Source organism: Pseudomonas svalbardensis (genome assembly GCF_030053115.1).
In the GTDB taxonomy this organism is placed as follows: Bacteria; Pseudomonadota; Gammaproteobacteria; order Pseudomonadales; family Pseudomonadaceae; genus Aquipseudomonas; species Aquipseudomonas svalbardensis.
On sequence record NZ_CP125619.1, the window covers coordinates 2,548,256 to 2,564,503 of the forward strand.

Genomic DNA, 16,248 nt, shown 5'->3' on the forward strand with positions numbered 1-16,248 from the left:
GCACTGGAACCAAACACTGTGTACCCTTATCCAACCTCGGCCTGCTGCGACCTGCGGGCCGACGAAGGATAAATGGGCGAAGGATTTTTGCCCTTTGACGTGTTGACCGTAACGGTCTGGCCCAAGGCAAAACATGAAACAGCTGTTCAAGGTTCTCTCTGCACTCATCATCGCCACAGGGCTGGTTGGGTGTATCGCTTCTCCCATCGAAATGACGCCTCAGACCGAACAGCGTCTGAGCGCGCAACCACCGATCCGTTTTCTGCTGACCTTTGACGACGGTCCCAGCGCATCGAGTTTCTGGAATCCGACGATGACGGTGCTCGACAGTTTGGCCACTAACCCGGTGCAGCCGAACCTCAAAGCGGTGTTCTTTGTGCAGACCCGTGCACCACGTGCCGGCAACAGCGACATCGGTCGCGAGGTCATGCGCCGTGAACACGCAGAAGGGCAGATATTGGGTTTCCACACGGCGACCCACTCGCACACCAATCATCGCTCCCTGAGTCCGGAAGAACTGGAGCAGTCGCTGGGCAAAGGCAGCGCCGACATCGCCGCGATCACCGGCGCGCCGCCGACCCTGGTACGCCCGCCATTCTGGAACTATGACAAACGGGTCTTCGCCGCCTATCAGCAGCACGGCATGCACGTATTGCTCACCGATCTGAGCGCCAATGACGGCAAAATCTGGGGTTTCAACGCCAGCCCCCGGCGGCGGGCCCACTTCTTGCGCACAATGTCCGAAGTGCGCGAGCGCATCGCCCTTGGCGAGTTACCGGTGGTGGACGGGGTGATTCCGGTGGTGGTGACGTTCCACGACCTCAATCGCTACACCGCCCGGCATGCTCGCGAATATCTGCAAATCCTCCTCGACAGTGCCCGCGCCACTGGGGTGAAGCTGGCAGAGAAGCCGTTTTACGACGACACGGCAGCGCTGCAACGGGCCGCCATGGCGCGTACCGTTCGCGACAGTTCACAGCCGGTTAAATTACCGGGGCTCTGGAACTGGATCTGGGGTGCGGATTCTCATTGAAAGGTCGCCAAAGTGAGAAACAGCTAACACTTATTTTCAGCATTGGCGGGCGCAGAATTGGAAAAGCGCATCTATGCTGAGAAAGTTGGATCCGATTAATGGCCACGGAGGCGCCAGTCATGGTTTCAGTTCCTGAGCTTTGCCGCATTGTTGAGTCCGGTTTTCAACCGCGTTCTTGTGCCTGCACGGTGAATCCCGACGGAACGTTACGGATCAAAGTCTACGAACCCGCCACCGGGCGAATTCTTTTGTTGATCACCAGAGTATCGCCAGCACGGCTGACCACCGTTCGTGATATCTCCAATCTGATTGGCGAGTTGCGCATCGAGATGCGCGCCGGTCGTCGGGCGTTTGCCGGCTAGGCCCGCGGCTGCAGTTCATCAATCATCTGCAAGCAATGATTCAATCCCGGCGATACGTCGCCCACGCGCCTGCTGAGAATAATCGGCGAGGTCGCGTTGTCTTCCAGCAGCGGGGTGAAGCCAATGTCGTCGCGGTGCAGCAATTGCACCGAGGCTGGCACCAGGGTGACGCCGATTCCCGCTCCCACCAGACCGATAGCTGTTTGCAGCTCGTTGGTCCATTGCGCCACGTGGATGCTCACGCCATAGGATTCGAATAATGCGATCACATGGTCGGCGTAGCTCGGGCGCGGGTTGCCGGGGTATAGCACAAAAGGTTCTTTCGCCAGTTCGCGAAGGCTGATCGGCCCGGCCAGTAATGGGTGGCCAGCGGGCAGGGCGGCGACCAGCCGATCTTCGGTCAACACAGTCTGGATGATCGCCGGGTCATCGATGCGAATGCGGCCGAAACCAATGTCGATGCGCCCGGCCTTGAGCGCCTGCACTTGTTGCAACGTGGTCATTTCCGAGAGCCCCAGTTCAAGCTCCAGGGGCTCGCCGCTGCGCAAACGGCGAATCAGTTCCGGCAGCACGCCGTAAAGCGTCGACGGGGCGAAACCGATACCCAGCCAGGTCTTTTCGCCCAGACCGATCCGTCGCGTGTTGTCGCACACCTTGCTCAGTTGCTCGAGCAGGGCGGTGGAGTGCTCATGGAAAAACCGCCCGGCATCGGTCAGCTTCAGCGGTCGCCCGCGTTCCAGCAACAACACCCCGAGTTCATCCTCCAGTTGCTGCATCTGCCGGCTCAGCGGCGGTTGGGCAATGTGCAAAAGCTCGGCGGCGCGGGTGAAATTGAGGGTTTGAGCCAACACCTGAAAATACCGTAGGTGACGCAGTTCCATGGGGCCTCCAAGCACAAGTCGTTTGCATACCTTAAAGGTATCAAGTCAGACCAATTCTATATTGGCTTCCCGAAAAAAGCCGTACCAGAATCGGTTCCAGAACTTTAAGAACCTGACGGGTATCGACATGCTTGCAACAGCCATTGAATCGATCGAGACGATCATCGTCGATCTGCCGACCATCCGCCCGCACAAGCTGGCGATGCACACCATGCAGAACCAGACCCTGGTGATCATTCGCGTGCGCTGCGCCGACGGCATTGAAGGTATTGGTGAGTCCACCACCATCGGTGGCCTGGCCTACGGCAACGAAAGCCCTGACAGCATCAAGACCAACATCGACAAACACTTCGCGCCGCTGCTGCTGGGCCAGGACAGCGCCAACGTGAACGCCGCGATGTTGCGTCTGGAGCGCAGTATCCGTGGCAACACGTTCGCTAAATCAGGTATCGAAACCGCGTTGCTCGACGCTCAGGGCAAACGCCTTGGGCTGCCGGTCAGCGAGTTGCTGGGCGGCCGCGTTCGCGATGCCCTGCCAGTGGCATGGACCCTGGCCAGTGGCGACACCGACAAGGACATCGCCGAGGCGGAAAAAATGCTCGACCTGCGCCGCCATCGGATCTTCAAACTGAAAATCGGGGCGGGTGAGGTCAACCGCGACCTGGCCCACGTCATTGCGATCAAAAAAGCGTTGGGAGACCGCGCCAGCGTGCGGGTGGATGTCAATCAGGCCTGGGATGAAGCGGTCGCGCTGCGCGCCTGCCGGATCCTGGGAACCAACGGCATCGACCTGATCGAACAGCCGATCTCGCGCAACAACCGCGCCGGCATGGCGCGTTTGAACACCATGAGCCCGGCGCCGATCATGGCCGATGAATCCATCGAGTGCGTGGAAGATGCGTTCAACCTGGCGCGGGACGGCGCGGCGTCGGTGTTCGCCCTGAAAATCGCCAAGAACGGCGGTCCGCGCGCCGTGCTGCGAACCGCTGCCATCGCCGAAGCCGCCGGTATCGGCCTGTATGGCGGCACCATGCTCGAAGGTGGCATCGGCACCCTGGCCTCGGCCCATGCCTTTATCACGCTGAACAAGCTGGCGTGGGATACCGAGCTGTTCGGTCCATTGCTGCTGACTGAAGACATTCTCAGCGAGGCGCTGGTCTATCGCGATTTTGAGCTGCACGTGCCGAAAACACCGGGGCTTGGCCTGAGCCTCGATGAAGAACGTCTGGCGTTCTTCCGCCGTGACAAAACGTCGACTGCCATTCATCAAGCCTGAGGAGAGCAACATGCTGTTCCACGTAAAAATGACCGTGAATCTGCCGGTCGACATGAATCCGCAAGCAGCCGCCAAATTGAAGGCTGACGAAAAAGCCCTGGCCCAGTGCCTGCAAGAGCAAGGCAAGTGGCGTCACCTGTGGCGCATCGCCGGTCACTATGCCAATTACAGCGTTTTCGACGTCGACAGCGTTCAGGAACTGCACGACTTGCTCATGCAATTGCCGCTGTTTCCGTACATGACGATCGAGGTCGACGCGATGTGCCGGCATCCTTCTTCCATCCGCGAGGATGACCGCTGAACCCAGCCTGTTCAGTTCGCTACGCTAATAATTACAAGATGAGGAACCCACCAAAATGAACGTCAAGATTTCCCACACTGCCAGTGTCCAGAAGTTTCTCGAAGAGGCCAGCGGTCTGCTCAACGACGCCGGCGACCCGCGGGTCAAGGCCCTGGTCTACCGCATCCTTCGTGATTCGGTGAACATCATCGAAGACCTGGCCGTGACCCCGGAAGAGTTCTGGAAAGCCGTCAACTACCTCAACGTGCTGGGTGCGCGTCAAGAGGCCGGGTTGGTGGTGGCCGGGCTCGGTCTGGAGCATTACCTCGACCTGCTGATGGATGCTGAAGACGAACAGGCGGGCAAGGCCGGAGGCACACCGCGGACCATCGAAGGCCCGCTGTACGTGGCGGGTGCGCCGCTGTCGGAAGGCGAAGCGCGACTGGATGACGGCGTCGATCCGGGTGTGGTGCTGTTCATGCAGGGCCAGGTCAAGAACACCGCCGGCGAACCGTTGGCCGGCGCGGTGGTGGATGTCTGGCACGCCAACACCGGTGGCACTTACTCCTACTTCGATACCACTCAATCGGAGTTCAACCTGCGTCGTCGTATCGTCACCGATGCCGACGGTCGTTATCGCTTTCGCAGTATCGTGCCGTCGGGCTATGGCTGCCCGCCGGACGGTCCGACCCAGCTACTGCTCGATCAACTGGGCCGTCATGGGCAACGGCCGGCGCACATTCACTTCTTCATCTCCGCGCCGGATCATCGTCACCTGACCACCCAGATCAACCTCGATGGCGATCAGTACCTGCACGACGATTTCGCCTATGCCACTCGGGATGAGCTGATCGCGAAAGTCACCTTCAGTGATGATCAACAGCGTGCGGCGGCCCATGGTGTGAACGGTCGCTTTGCCGAAATCGACTTCGATTTCACCTTGCAGACCTCCGCACAACCCGACGAGCAGCAACGCCACGAGCGGGTCCGCGCACTCGAGGACTGATATCCTCGAACAGCGGAACCGGGCCACGAGATTACCGACCGTTTATCTCGTGGCCTTCGGCGTTTCTGGAACGGCCCGACGCAACCTATAACAACAATGAGAGTGACCCGATGATGCAAGCGCAACTGTTGAGTCAGCGCAGCACCGTATTCGACCACGCCGACCCTTACGCGGTGTCGGGCTACGTCAATCAGCATGTCGGTAACCATTGCATTCTGATGCCCCGGGCCGGGCGACCGCTGGCCAGCCTCAATCACCGCAAGTTTGCCAGCCTCGACCTGTGCCGCATCAGTTATGGCGGCAGCGTACGGGTCACTTCCGGTGCGCTGGAAAGCATCTATCACCTGCAAGTGCTGCTGCGCGGCAACTGCCTGTGGCGCGGCCACGGCCAGGAACACTACTTCGCACCCGGCGAGTTGCTGCTGATCAATCCCGATGATCCGGTGGACCTGACGTATTCCGACGATTGCGAAAAATTCATCCTCAAAGTACCCACCCCGTTATTGGAGTCCGTGTGCGATCAGCAGCGCTGGCGGTATCCGGGGCAGGGCGTGCGGTTTCTGGAGAACCGTTATCAGCTCGATGAGCTGGAAGGCTTTGTCGGTCTGCTGGCGATGATTTGCCAGGAAGCCGAGGCCATCGAGCAGATTCCCAAAGTGCAGGAGCACTACGCACAGATCATCGTCAGCAAGATGCTCAGCCTGATGAAGACCAATGTCAGCCGGATCAGTCTCGGCTCACAGACGGCTACGTTCGAGGTGATTGCCGACTACATCGCGGGCCACCTCAAACAGGACATCGACAGCGAAGAACTGGCGCGCCAGGCGCGGATGAGTCTGCGCTCGTTGTACGGATTGTTTGAACGCAACGCCGGCACCACGCCGAAAAACTACATCCGGCAAAAACGCCTTGAGCGCATCTACGCCTGCCTGAGCGACCCGACCTGCAACGTGCGCAACGTCACGGAAGTGGCGATGGATTACGGCTTTCTGCACCTGGGACGGTTCTCCGACAGTTATCGCAAACAGTTTGGCGAGTTGCCGTCCGACACCCTCAAACGCCGCCACTGAAACACCGCAAATCACCTGTAGCAGCTGCCGAGCCTGCGAGGCTGCGTTCGAGTGCGAAGCGCTCGCCAATCGGAACACTGTGGTCTGTCTGAAGCACGGGGTGAGTTAACTCGCGAGCGCTTCGCACTCGAACGCAGCCTCGCAGGCTCGACAGCTGCTACAGGAAGTGGGCCGTTTGCAGTAAACGGATACAGGTCTGCACCCAGCGGATAGTCCGCCACATCCCCCCGTCCTAGCATGGCCCTGCCTGAATAAAAACAATGGAGGCGGCGGCCATGTCCCTGCGACCCGAATACCTTCACTCCCTGCTCGAAGATGACAAAGAACAGGGCATCTATCGCTGTAAGCGCGAGATGTTCACCGACCCGCGGCTGTTCGATCTCGAGATGCAGCACATCTTCGAAGGCAACTGGCTGTACCTGGCCCATGAAAGCCAGATCCCCAACAAAAACGATTTCTACACCGCCACCATGGGGCGCCAGTCGATCTTCATCGCGCGCAACAAGGACGGTGAGCTCAATGCGTTCCTCAACGCCTGCAGCCATCGTGGCGCGACGCTGTGCCGGCACAAGTCTGGCAACAAGAGTTCGTACACCTGCCCGTTCCACGGCTGGACCTTCAACAACTCCGGCAAACTGCTCAAGGTCAAGGATCCGACCGAGGCGGGCTACCCGGCCAGCTTCAACTGCGAAGGCTCCCACGACCTGACCAAAGTCGCGCGTTTCGAGTCTTATCGCGGCTTCCTGTTCGGCAGCCTCAAGGCTGATGTCGTGCCGTTGGTCGAACACCTGGGCGAGTCGGCGAAGATCATCGACATGATCGTCGACCAGTCCGCCGATGGCCTGGAAGTGCTGCGTGGTTCCTCCAGCTACATCTACGAAGGCAACTGGAAGCTCACCGCCGAAAACGGTGCCGACGGCTATCACGTCAGCTCCGTGCATTGGAACTACGCCGCCACCCAGAACCAGCGCAAGCAGCGCGAGGCCGGCGATTGCAATCCGACCATGAGCGCCGGCAGCTGGGCCAAGCAGGGCGGTGGTTTCTATTCCTTCGACAAGGGCCACATGTTGCTTTGGACCCGTTGGGCCAACCCCGAGGACCGTCCGCTGTACGAGCGTCGCGATGAACTGGCCCAGGACTTCGGCAAGGCCCGCGCCGACTGGATGATCGAGAACTCGCGCAACCTGTGCCTGTACCCGAACGTGTACCTGATGGACCAGTTCAGCTCGCAGATTCGTATCGCCCGACCGATCTCGGTCGACCGCACGGAAATCACCATTTACTGCATCGCCCCCAAAGGCGAAAGCGACCACGCCCGTTCGAGCCGGATTCGTCAGTACGAAGACTTCTTCAACGTCAGCGGCATGGCCACCCCGGACGATCTGGAAGAGTTTCGTTCCTGCCAGACCAGTTATCAGGGCAGCGTGACCGCCTGGAACGACATGTCCCGTGGCGCCGAGCACTGGATCGAAGGCGCCGATGAGGCGGCCAAGGAAATCGACCTGCATCCGCTGCTCAGCGGCGTGCGCACCGAAGACGAAGGCCTGTTCGTGCTGCAACACAAGTATTGGCAGCAGACCATGCTCAAGGCCTTGGCCGCCGAGCAGTCCGAACTGATTGCTGTGGAGGCCGTGCAATGACCATCACTTATGACAACCTGCGCGATTTTCTCTACCGCGAAGCGCGCTACCTCGATGACCGGCAATGGGACGAATGGCTGGAGCTGTACGCCCCGGACGCGACGTTCTGGATGCCGTCCTGGGACGACAACGACGAGTTGACCGAAGACCCGCAGCGGGAAATCTCGCTGATCTGGTACGGCAACCGCACCGGTCTGGAAGACCGCGTCTTCCGCATCAAGACCGAACGCTCCAGTGCGAGCATTCCGGACACCCGCACCTCGCACAACATCAGCAACATCGAGCTGCTCGAGCAGGCCGACGGGCTCTGCAAGGTGCGCTTCAACTGGCACACCCTGAGCTTTCGCTACAAGACCGTCGACAGCTATTTCGGCAGCAGTTTCTACACCCTCGATGTGCGCGGTGAGAACCCGCTGATCAAGGCCAAGAAAGTGATCCTGAAGAACGATTACGTTCGTCAGGTCATCGATGTCTACCACCTCTGAGGCGGCCGTCATGACTCATTCCATTGCATTCAATTTCGAAGACGGCGTCACCCGATTCATCGACGCCAACGCCGGCGAAACCGTGGCCGATGCCGCGTACCGCCAGGGCATCAATATTCCGCTGGACTGCCGCGATGGCGCTTGCGGTACCTGCAAATGCTTCGCCGAGGCCGGCCGTTATGATTTGGGCGACGAGTACATCGAAGACGCCCTCAGCGCGGAAGAAGCCGAGCAAGGTTTCGTCCTGACCTGCCAGATGCGCGCCCAGAGCGATTGCGTGATTCGCGTGCCGACCTCCTCTCAGGTTTGCCGCACCCGTCAGGCCAGCTATGACGCCACCATCAGCGCCGTGCGCCAGCTGTCCGACAGCACCATCGCGCTGTCAATCAAGGGCGAAGCCCTGAGCAAACTGGCGTTCCTGCCGGGGCAATACGTGAACCTCGCCATTGCCGGCAGCGAGCAGACCCGCGCTTATTCGTTCAGCTCGTTGCAGCGTGACGGCGAGGTCAGCTTCCTGATTCGCAACGTGCCCGGCGGCTTGATGAGCAGCTTCCTTACCGGCATGGCCAAGGCCGGCGACAGCATGAGCCTGGCCGGGCCGTTGGGCAGTTTCTATCTGCGCGACATTCGCCGTCCGTTGTTGCTGCTGGCCGGCGGTACGGGGCTGGCACCGTTCACGGCGATGCTGGAAAAAATCGTCGAACAGGGCAGTGAGCATCCGCTGCATTTGATCTACGGCGTGACCAACGATTTCGATCTGGTGGAACTTGATCGACTCGAAGCCTTCGCCGCGCGAATCCCGAACTTCAGCTTCAGTGCCTGCGTCGCCAACCCGGACAGTCAGCATCCGCTCAAGGGCTACGTGACCCAGCACATCGAGCCGCAGCATTTGAACGAAGGTGACGTCGATGTCTACCTGTGCGGCCCGCCGCCGATGGTCGAGGCCGTCAGCCAGTTCATCCGTGAGAAAGGCATCGCGCCGACAAACTTTTACTACGAGAAATTTGCCGCCAGCGCGGCCTGAGCCCGCGCTGATACCGAGCCAGACATAAATCCAGTGTGGGAGCGAGCCTGCTCGCGAAGACGTCGGAACATTCAACACTGGATGTCGCCTGTGAAGTTGCTTTCGCGAGCAGGCTCGCTCCCACAGGACAAAGTTTCGTCCGGTGGTTTTCATTGACCGGGCATCCGTCGTCACGAGGTACACATGAACAGATTCAAAGAGAAAGTCGCGCTGATTACCGGCGCTGCCCAAGGCATCGGTCGGCGTGTTGCCGAGCGCATGGCGGCGGAAGGGGCGCGGTTGATTCTGGTCGATCGCTCCGAGCTGGTGTTCGAGGTTCAGCAGCAATTGGGGCAGGGCAGCCAGGTGCTCGCGCTGACCGCCGATCTTGAGCAATACAGCGAATGCAGCCGCGTGATGCAAACCGCCGTCGAACGTTTCGGGCGTCTGGATGTGCTGGTCAATAATGTGGGCGGGACGATCTGGACCAAGCCTTTTGAGCATTACGAAGCGTCGCAGATCGAGGCCGAAGTGCGCCGTTCGCTGTTCCCGACGCTGTGGTGCTGTCATGCCGCGCTGCCGTTCATGCTTGAGCAGGGGAGTGGCGCCATCGTCAACGTTTCGTCCATCGCCACGCGCAGTGTCAATCGCGCGCCGTACGGTGCGGCGAAGGGTGGGGTCAACGCGCTGACCGCTTGCCTGGCCTTCGAAACCGCCGGTCGCGGGATTCGGGTCAATGCAACCGCGCCCGGTGGCACCGAAGCGCCGCCGCGGGTCATTCCGCGCAACAGCGCCGATCAGAGCGCGCAAGAGAAGGTCTGGTATCAGCAGATTGTCGACCAGACGCTCGACAGCAGTTTGATGAAGCGCTATGGCACGCTGGATGAGCAGGCAAGCGCTATTCTGTTTCTGGCCAGCGACGAAGCGTCCTATATCACCGGCATGATCATGCCGGTCGGTGGCGGCGACCAGGGCTGACGGACTTACAGGCGACGCTGAAACGCTTTGATGATTCTGAGCGTGGCGTCGCTGGTGTTCAGGTTCTGTACCGCGTCCAGCGGATACCAGATGCAATCGAAAATTTCGTTTTGCGGGCGGGCCTCACCCGGGCTCGTCACAAAAGCCTCGTACACATGGTGTCGGGTGCTGGCCGTTTGCAATTCCATCAGATACAGCAACCCGTCGACCCCAAGCCCTGTCTCTTCCTGAAGCTCTCGCGTGGCGGCGTCGGGAATGGCTTCACCACGCTCAACCTTTCCGCCGGGCAGCATCCAGCGACTCCTTGGCTTGCGCACCAGGAGAATATGCCGGTCCTGCTCGCAAATGACGGTCGCGCGTACTTTCATGTGTTACCTGATTGCCTTTTGTCATAAATCAGTCATAAAAATGCAATATTCGAGCCGGGGTGTCTGTCTCAATGCTTGGAGTGATGGACGATGTTCAAAGTGCAACCGGATGTCGGAATCCTGGCGCGACGTCTGGTCGGCACTTCATGGAAGCTCGGGTGTAAGGTATTCAAGTGAATCCAGGATCATCACTGCCGAAATGGAGGTGACTATGAGCGTTCCGATGCTGACCAAAATGCACATGAACGGTTATGACGTACTCAGCGTGAACAACGGCCCATGGCGGGTGTGCACCAAAGGTGACCGGCTTGGAGCCTTTGGCAGTAGAGAGGAAGCATTGGCCTTTGCGGCCGCTCTTCCCGGCTACAAGGCCAGAGCAAGTCGGCCTGCGCGCAGCCAGAAATCAGATAAATAGCGCACTTGCAGCCCCGGTTCGCCGGGGCTTGTCTTTGCTGGGCGCGGAGGTCCTGGGCTAATAACCGCCACCGCCGGTGCTGCGGGAAGGGTCTCGGGCTTTTTGCTGCGCGTGACTCCATTCCGCGCAGGTCATGAAGCTTTTATGGATAAAGGCTGGCCGCCAATCTGCTGGACTTGATCCTTGCTCATGCCGGTCTCGACCTTTGCGACCAACGGCTGATCCCGATAGACACGCGATTCGGTGCTGCAGCCACCCGACGCGGCCAGTACAACGACCAGCGCGCATAGAGGCTTGTGCATGGCCGTGCTCCTGCTATTGAGCTTTCGTTCGAGTGATAATCTTGGCTTTCACTTCCTCGGCATAACCCTTCAGTCGGTCTTCATCTCCCTGAAACAACTCGCACAGCTTTAGGGTTGCTTGCGCATCCACATCATTGCCGGCCAGGCGTAGCTGCTCTGCGATGCGCAAAAGCTCTACCGCTGACCATCTCAAATCCGACGCAACGCCTTGCAGGTCACGCCGAAGTTCGTTTTCAGATTCGTTAAGCCACATGATGATCTCCTGCCAATCTCTGCTACGAAATTTTAGTCCCATTTCCCGGGGCAGGGCGTTTTGTTCGTCTGAACCGTTGGTGCAGCCTTTTGTCGGGAAAATGAACGCGAACCCGCAGATCCGATGTCGTAGTGAGGTAGTGAACTTTTGCTAGGGCGAGGCAACTTCAAATGACGGCTACCGATGACTTTAGATTTCATGCCCATGAGCTGATGGTTGATCTGGACGCGGCCACCACGGAAATGATGAAACTGATTTCTGCACATCAGTTGAGCGGCCCGGAATGGGAGCGGGTCACTCAATGGCAGCATGAAGCGTATGAAAGATGGATGACTTATCTGAACGAGAGGTCGTATCCGGATCCCGGTGATCACAACGCCCCTTGCTGAGTTCAGTGCCACGGATGGATGTCTGGACAGCGACACGCTACATTCCCCTTTTTCGGGAAAAGGAAGCGTCATGCGCAAATTGATTGGGGGAGTAGGGTTGGCGTTGCTGGCGGGCTGTTCGTTGCCTGCGTCCCTGGTGCCAGGTGAGCCCAATGTCAGCAAGTACAGCGACAAGGCGCCGAAAGAGTATGCCGCGTGCGTGCTGCCGGCGTGGCAGCGGGAGATACCCAACGCGACCCAATCGGCGATTTCCAATGGCTACAGGGTCACGGCACCGAGCATCATCACGGCCGACGAGATTGTGGATATCGTGAAATCGAAGGATGGCAGCCACGTATCGCTTTATCAGGGGCCGCCTTGGGCGAAATCCGGGGCGTTGCGGCAGGCAGTGCGTGATTGTCTGTAAGGTTTAGTCGGTGATATCGGTTACCTGGATGATCGGGTCGTCGCTTGCCTGAGTGCTCGCACTGATTTTCTTTTCCCGACGATCGTTCATCCAGTTGTCCACCTGATCATTGAATTGCGCCGGCGCTTTTCGTCCGACCTTCCTGGCGAGATCAAGAATGGTCTGCTGGGCGAGGGCGTCTTCCATGCGTTTCTGCGCGACCATCATGGCGGCATGCACCGAGCACTGATCCGCCAGCGCCCACGCGGGCGCGGAACCTTCGAACAAGGCGCAACGTCCGCGAATCTCCCGGCAATCGAAGATGAGCTTCTGGCCGTCGATGGCATTGACGATATCCAGAATGCTGATTTCGTCAGAAGGCCGGGCCAGCTTAAACCCGCCGCGCACGCCTTCAGTGGCGACCACCAGTTTTGCCTTGGCCAGTTTGGTGAAAATTTTTGCCAGATAGTCCTGAGGTACGCCTTGCAGCTCGGCAAGGTCACGCACGCTCGCCTCACGGGTGTCGCCGCAATTGCCCACCAAAAAAATCAGGCAATGAATGCCGTACTCAACGCCTGCGCTGTAAAGAGACATGTCAATCTCCGACTAAAGTTGTCGTAAATGTTAACAGCGGAAAGCGAGCGTGGCAACGCATCCGATCGCGTATTCACTACTCGTTGTGCAGCGTGTTTGGCTGTTAATCAGCCTTTTTTTGGACAAGTCAGAACTTTCGATACTAACCATCAGTAATTTCGTTTGTGCCAAGTAACTAGGATCAATATAGTCGCCGTTGTCCGGTCAGCAGTGGTAAGCAGTCGCTACCGAAGAGCGTGACCTTTAACGAATTCATCACTTGGTCTTCTCCCCGGAGTTAAAAATGAAACAGCATATCCTGGTTATCGGCGCAGGTTTCGGTGGCATGTGGACGGCTTTGAGCGCCACGCGTCTGTTCGACATTCATGGCCACAACGACGTTGAAGTGACCGTTTTGGCCCCTCAGGCCGAGCTGCGAGTCCGTCCGCGCTTCTACGAGCCCAATGCTCACCAACTGGTTGCACCGATCGGCGAACTGTTCGATGCGGTCGGCGTCAATTTCATCAAGGGGTCTGCCGAGACCATCGACGTTGCGCAAAAACGTGTCGGCTACCTCGATGCGTCGGGCAACCAGCAAGTGTGCAGCTACGACAAACTTGTTCTGGCGACCGGCAGCCGTCTGGCACTGCCGAACACGCCAGGTGTGGCGGAACACGCCTTCGACGTCGACCAGATCGAACAGGCCGTACGCCTGGAAAATCACCTCAAGTCCCTGGTCAACCTGCCAGAAAGCAACGCCCGCAACACCGTAGTGGTGGCCGGCGGTGGCTTCACCGGGATTGAAACTGCGACTGAAATGCCTGCGCGGCTGCGCGCCATCCTGGGTGATCGTGCCGACATAGAAGTGATCATCGTTGATCGTGGCGAGAAAGTTGGCGGGTCCATGGGCGCCGAAATCGCCGAATCAATCGCTGAAGCCAGTATTGAAACGGGCGTGAAATGGCGCTTGAAATCGTCGGTCGTCGCCGTCGATGAAAATGGCGTGACCCTGACCGATGGTCAGCGTATCGATGCAAAAACCGTGGTCTGGACCACCGGTGTGCGCGCCAGTTCGTTGACCGAGCAGATTCCGGCCGAACGCGATCACCTGGGCCGTCTGCACGTCGACGCGCACCTGAAAGTCATTGGCCAGGAAGACATCTTCGCCACCGGCGACGTGGCCTACGCCGCCAGCGATGACTTCGGCAACTTCGCATTGATGACCTGCCAGCACGCTATCTCGCTGGGTCGTCATGCCGGCAACAACGTGGCCGCACAGATTCTGGGCGTGGACCCGACCCCGTACAGCCAGCCCAAATACGTGACCTGTCTGGATCTGGGCGCCTGGGGCGCGGTCTACACCGAGGGTTGGGACCGCCAGGTGAAGTTGATCAAGGAGGAAGCCAAAGCGCTGAAGACCCAGATCAACACGATGTGGATCTACCCGCCCGCGGCTGATCGTGTCACTGCGCTGGCTTCAGCGGATCCGATGATCCCTGTCGCCTGAAACGTCGGCAGCGTTGCTTCGATAACGCTGCCTGCTTAGAAAAAATCCCGCCTGGGTTCTCTTGGGCGGGATTTTTTTTGTGCCTTGAACGGTTGCGGCCGTGAAATTTAACGTGTAGTTTTTCATGAAAATATAAGTATAAAAATTCACGAGGCCTGCATGTTTCAGCAATCTACCCAGCACGTCGCCAGCTATTACGCCCACACCTGCGCCGATCGTCTGTTCGATCGAGCCGCGTTGGAGGGCGAGCAGGACACTGAGGTGTTGATCATCGGGGCCGGCTTCAGTGGGTTGCATACGGCGTTGCGTCTGGCCCTGACCGGCAAGCGCGTGACGTTGCTGGAAGCCAGTCGGGTGGCCTGGGCCGCCTCGGGTCGCAATGGTGGTCAGGCCATTCTCGGTTGGTCGTGTGACATGCCGCCGTTGGAGTCGGCGCTGGGTTATGAGCGCGCGCGCCGGTTATGGGACAGCATGCGCTGGGCTGCCCGGGAGTTGCGAGATTTGCCCGCGCGCCATGGTTTTGATTGTGACTATCGGCCTGGCCACCTCTGGACGTCGGTGATGCTGCGTCGGGTGAGTCTGCTGACAGAATGGCAACACGAGGCCAGCCACAAGTGGGGTCACGATGGTTTGCAGTTCATTTCGCGCGAGGCGTTGCCTGATTGGGTCGCCAGTGAGCGCTACCAGGCGGGCCTGTTCGATCCTGAAGGTGGGCATTTGAATCCGCTGAAACTGGCGCTCGGTCTGGCCGCTGCGATTGAACAGGCCGGTGGACGCATTCATGAGCAGAGCAAGGCGTTGAATTATCGCGAAGAAGGTGATCGTTACGTGGTCACCACTGAACGCGGTCGCATTCGCGCTGACGTGCTGGTGCTGGCGTGCAATGCCTACCTTGATCGGCTTGATCCGCAGCTGTCGAGTTGCGTGTTACCGGTTGGCACTTATCAGGTGGCCACCGCGCCACTTTCAGAGCAACAGGCGACCGCGCTGCTACCCAGCAATGTGTGCGTCACCGACAACCAGTTTGTTCTCGATTATTTCCGCCGTACGCCGGACAACCGCCTGCTGTTCGGTGGTGGTTGCACTTACTTGGGCGGCATGCCGACGGACATCGCCGCGGCGACACGACCCTATCTGGAGCGCGTGTTTCCCCAGCTCAAGGGCGTCGAACTGGACTTTGCCTGGGGAGGACACATCGATCTGACCCTCAAACGCACGCCTGACATCGGCCGACGTGGCGATCTCTACTGGCTGCAGGGTTACTCCGGACATGGCGTGCTGCCGACATTGGCCGGGGCGCGTGCCGTGTCCGACGCGATACTTGGCCGGCCGGATGAGCTGGCGTTGTACCAGGGTTTGATCAACGGCAGTTTTCCCGGTGGAAAGTATTTGGCAGCACCGCTGGAAGCCATCGGCAAGGCCTGGTATCGGCTGCGCGACAGCCTTTGAAGCATCAATTTCTGGAAGCCTCTAGATGGACATGCAAGAAGAAATCTCGGCGCTGGCGATCCTGATCCAGGACCTGCGCAAACACAAAAAATACACGCTGAAAGAGCTGGCGGACAAAATCGGTCGTTCGGTCGGGTTTCTCTCGCAAGTAGAACGGGGGTTGTCACGTCCCACGGTGGCGGACTTGACCGCCATCAGCGAAACCCTCGGCGTGCCGACCACTTATTTCTACAGCTTGCCCAAACCCATGGCATTGCCTTGGGTGACCCGTCCGGATGAGCGACGCACGCTGTATTACGCCGACGGGATTACCGACATCCTTGTCTCTCCGAAGATGAGGGCGTCCTTTTCAATGCTTGAAAGCCAACTGGAGCCCGGCGCCAGCAGTGGTGATCGGCACATGAACGACAGCTCGGAGCAGGGTGGCTATGTCCTCGAGGGTGAGCTGACGCTGTGGCTGGATGACGATAACCCGGTGACATTGCGCACCGGCGACAGTTTTCAGCTGGCCAGTCATACGCATTGTCGCTACGGCAACCTCTCGGATCAGCTCGCCCGGGTGCTTTGGGTTTACACCTGATAAAAACAACAAG

General features: G+C 59.0%; 21 protein-coding genes and 1 pseudogene. 16 read left to right on the forward strand and 6 right to left on the reverse strand.

The features are described 5' to 3' along the window. Positions 1-133: 133 nt before the first annotated feature. Both QFX16_RS11735 and QFX16_RS11740 read left to right on the forward strand, forming a co-directional pair. Positions 134-1,033, forward strand: coding sequence for a polysaccharide deacetylase family protein (locus QFX16_RS11735; RefSeq protein ID WP_283184029.1), 900 nt, complete (start codon positions 134-136; stop codon positions 1,031-1,033). Positions 1,034-1,152: 119 nt separating this feature from the next. Continuing rightward, the gene (locus QFX16_RS11740) at positions 1,153-1,395 is read left to right on the forward strand and encodes a DUF1652 domain-containing protein (RefSeq protein WP_046047441.1); all 243 of its coding nucleotides are present in this window, start codon (positions 1,153-1,155) and stop codon (positions 1,393-1,395) included. Here QFX16_RS11740 and QFX16_RS11745 read toward each other — a convergent pair. After that, positions 1,392-2,276 (reverse strand): LysR family transcriptional regulator, encoded by an 885-nt coding sequence (locus QFX16_RS11745; protein WP_008154539.1) that lies wholly within the window; start codon positions 2,274-2,276, stop codon positions 1,392-1,394. The genes QFX16_RS11740 and QFX16_RS11745 overlap by 4 nt on opposite strands. A 127-nt stretch (positions 2,277-2,403) precedes the next feature. Here QFX16_RS11745 and QFX16_RS11750 point away from each other — a divergent pair, with 127 nt between their 5' ends. The 8 genes from QFX16_RS11750 to QFX16_RS11785 all read left to right on the forward strand — a co-directional run bounded on the left by QFX16_RS11750 (position 2,404) and on the right by QFX16_RS11785 (position 10,014). Continuing rightward, positions 2,404-3,552: a muconate cycloisomerase family protein gene (locus tag QFX16_RS11750; RefSeq protein WP_283184030.1), complete on the forward strand. Its 1,149-nt coding sequence runs from the start codon at positions 2,404-2,406 to the stop codon at positions 3,550-3,552. Between the two features lie 10 nt (positions 3,553-3,562). Beyond that, positions 3,563-3,853, forward strand: a complete 291-nt coding sequence (gene catC, locus QFX16_RS11755; RefSeq protein ID WP_283184031.1) for a muconolactone Delta-isomerase — start codon at positions 3,563-3,565, stop codon at positions 3,851-3,853. A gap of 55 nt (positions 3,854-3,908) precedes the next feature. Then, complete coding sequence (catA, locus tag QFX16_RS11760) at positions 3,909-4,838, forward strand: catechol 1,2-dioxygenase (RefSeq protein WP_283184032.1); 930 nt, start codon at positions 3,909-3,911, stop codon at positions 4,836-4,838. 110 nt (positions 4,839-4,948) lie between these two features. After that, entirely contained in the window at positions 4,949-5,908 is a 960-nt protein-coding gene (locus QFX16_RS11765) for an AraC family transcriptional regulator (RefSeq protein ID WP_283184033.1), read from the forward strand. A 275-nt stretch (positions 5,909-6,183) separates the two neighbouring features. Continuing rightward, a complete protein-coding gene (benA, locus tag QFX16_RS11770; protein WP_283184034.1) occupies positions 6,184-7,548 on the forward strand; it encodes a benzoate 1,2-dioxygenase large subunit in 1,365 nt (454 codons plus the stop codon). Then, positions 7,545-8,033 (forward strand): benzoate 1,2-dioxygenase small subunit, encoded by a 489-nt coding sequence (gene benB, locus QFX16_RS11775; protein WP_283184035.1) that lies wholly within the window; start codon positions 7,545-7,547, stop codon positions 8,031-8,033. The genes benA and benB overlap by 4 nt, the downstream gene beginning before the upstream one ends. 10 nt (positions 8,034-8,043) lie before the next feature. Then, positions 8,044-9,057, forward strand: a complete 1,014-nt coding sequence (gene benC / locus QFX16_RS11780) for a benzoate 1,2-dioxygenase electron transfer component BenC (RefSeq protein WP_283184036.1) — start codon at positions 8,044-8,046, stop codon at positions 9,055-9,057. Positions 9,058-9,240: 183 nt separating this feature from the next. Beyond that, positions 9,241-10,014 (forward strand): 1,6-dihydroxycyclohexa-2,4-diene-1-carboxylate dehydrogenase, encoded by a 774-nt coding sequence (locus tag QFX16_RS11785; RefSeq protein ID WP_283184037.1) that lies wholly within the window; start codon positions 9,241-9,243, stop codon positions 10,012-10,014. Positions 10,015-10,019: 5 nt separating this feature from the next. Here the strand turns inward: QFX16_RS11785 and QFX16_RS11790 are convergent, their stop codons facing one another. Then, entirely contained in the window at positions 10,020-10,382 is a 363-nt protein-coding gene (locus QFX16_RS11790) for an NUDIX hydrolase (RefSeq protein WP_283184038.1), read from the reverse strand. A gap of 211 nt (positions 10,383-10,593) precedes the next feature. On the opposite strand from QFX16_RS11790, the gene QFX16_RS11795 reads away from it, so the two are divergent. After that, a complete protein-coding gene (locus QFX16_RS11795) occupies positions 10,594-10,797 on the forward strand; it encodes a DUF2188 domain-containing protein (protein WP_111452175.1) in 204 nt (67 codons plus the stop codon). 57 nt (positions 10,798-10,854) lie between these two features. Here the strand turns inward: QFX16_RS11795 and bamE are convergent. Both bamE and QFX16_RS11805 read right to left on the reverse strand, forming a co-directional pair. Further along, positions 10,855-11,099 (reverse strand): annotated as a pseudogene (gene bamE, locus QFX16_RS11800) (outer membrane protein assembly factor BamE domain-containing protein). 13 nt (positions 11,100-11,112) lie between these two features. Next, positions 11,113-11,352, reverse strand: a complete 240-nt coding sequence (locus QFX16_RS11805; RefSeq protein ID WP_283184039.1) for a hypothetical protein — start codon at positions 11,350-11,352, stop codon at positions 11,113-11,115. Positions 11,353-11,522: 170 nt separating this feature from the next. Here QFX16_RS11805 and QFX16_RS11810 point away from each other — a divergent pair, with 170 nt between their 5' ends. Both QFX16_RS11810 and QFX16_RS11815 read left to right on the forward strand, forming a co-directional pair. After that, entirely contained in the window at positions 11,523-11,741 is a 219-nt protein-coding gene (locus QFX16_RS11810) for a hypothetical protein (RefSeq protein ID WP_129443501.1), read from the forward strand. 70 nt (positions 11,742-11,811) lie between these two features. After that, positions 11,812-12,147, forward strand: a complete 336-nt coding sequence (locus QFX16_RS11815; RefSeq protein WP_283184040.1) for a hypothetical protein — start codon at positions 11,812-11,814, stop codon at positions 12,145-12,147. Between the two features lie 3 nt (positions 12,148-12,150). Here the strand turns inward: QFX16_RS11815 and QFX16_RS11820 are convergent, their stop codons facing one another. Beyond that, a complete protein-coding gene (locus QFX16_RS11820) occupies positions 12,151-12,720 on the reverse strand; it encodes an RrF2 family transcriptional regulator (protein WP_283184041.1) in 570 nt (189 codons plus the stop codon). A gap of 283 nt (positions 12,721-13,003) precedes the next feature. Here QFX16_RS11820 and QFX16_RS11825 point away from each other — a divergent pair, with 283 nt between their 5' ends. Next, positions 13,004-14,206, forward strand: coding sequence for an NAD(P)/FAD-dependent oxidoreductase (locus QFX16_RS11825; RefSeq protein WP_283184042.1), 1,203 nt, complete (start codon positions 13,004-13,006; stop codon positions 14,204-14,206). On the opposite strand, the gene QFX16_RS29585 is transcribed toward QFX16_RS11825, so the two are convergent. After that, entirely contained in the window at positions 14,177-14,410 is a 234-nt protein-coding gene (locus QFX16_RS29585) for a hypothetical protein (protein ID WP_369698815.1), read from the reverse strand. The two genes, QFX16_RS11825 and QFX16_RS29585, sit on opposite strands and share 30 nt — an antisense overlap. On the opposite strand from QFX16_RS29585, the gene QFX16_RS11830 reads away from it, so the two are divergent. Together QFX16_RS11830 and QFX16_RS11835 are read left to right on the forward strand one after the other, a co-directional pair. Continuing rightward, on the forward strand, positions 14,366-15,655 hold the full coding sequence (locus QFX16_RS11830; RefSeq protein WP_283184043.1) for an NAD(P)/FAD-dependent oxidoreductase: 1,290 nt from the start codon (positions 14,366-14,368) through the stop codon (positions 15,653-15,655). The two genes, QFX16_RS29585 and QFX16_RS11830, sit on opposite strands and share 45 nt — an antisense overlap. Positions 15,656-15,680: 25 nt before the next feature. Next, positions 15,681-16,235, forward strand: coding sequence for a helix-turn-helix domain-containing protein (locus QFX16_RS11835; protein ID WP_283184044.1), 555 nt, complete (start codon positions 15,681-15,683; stop codon positions 16,233-16,235). Positions 16,236-16,248: the final 13 nt, after the last annotated feature.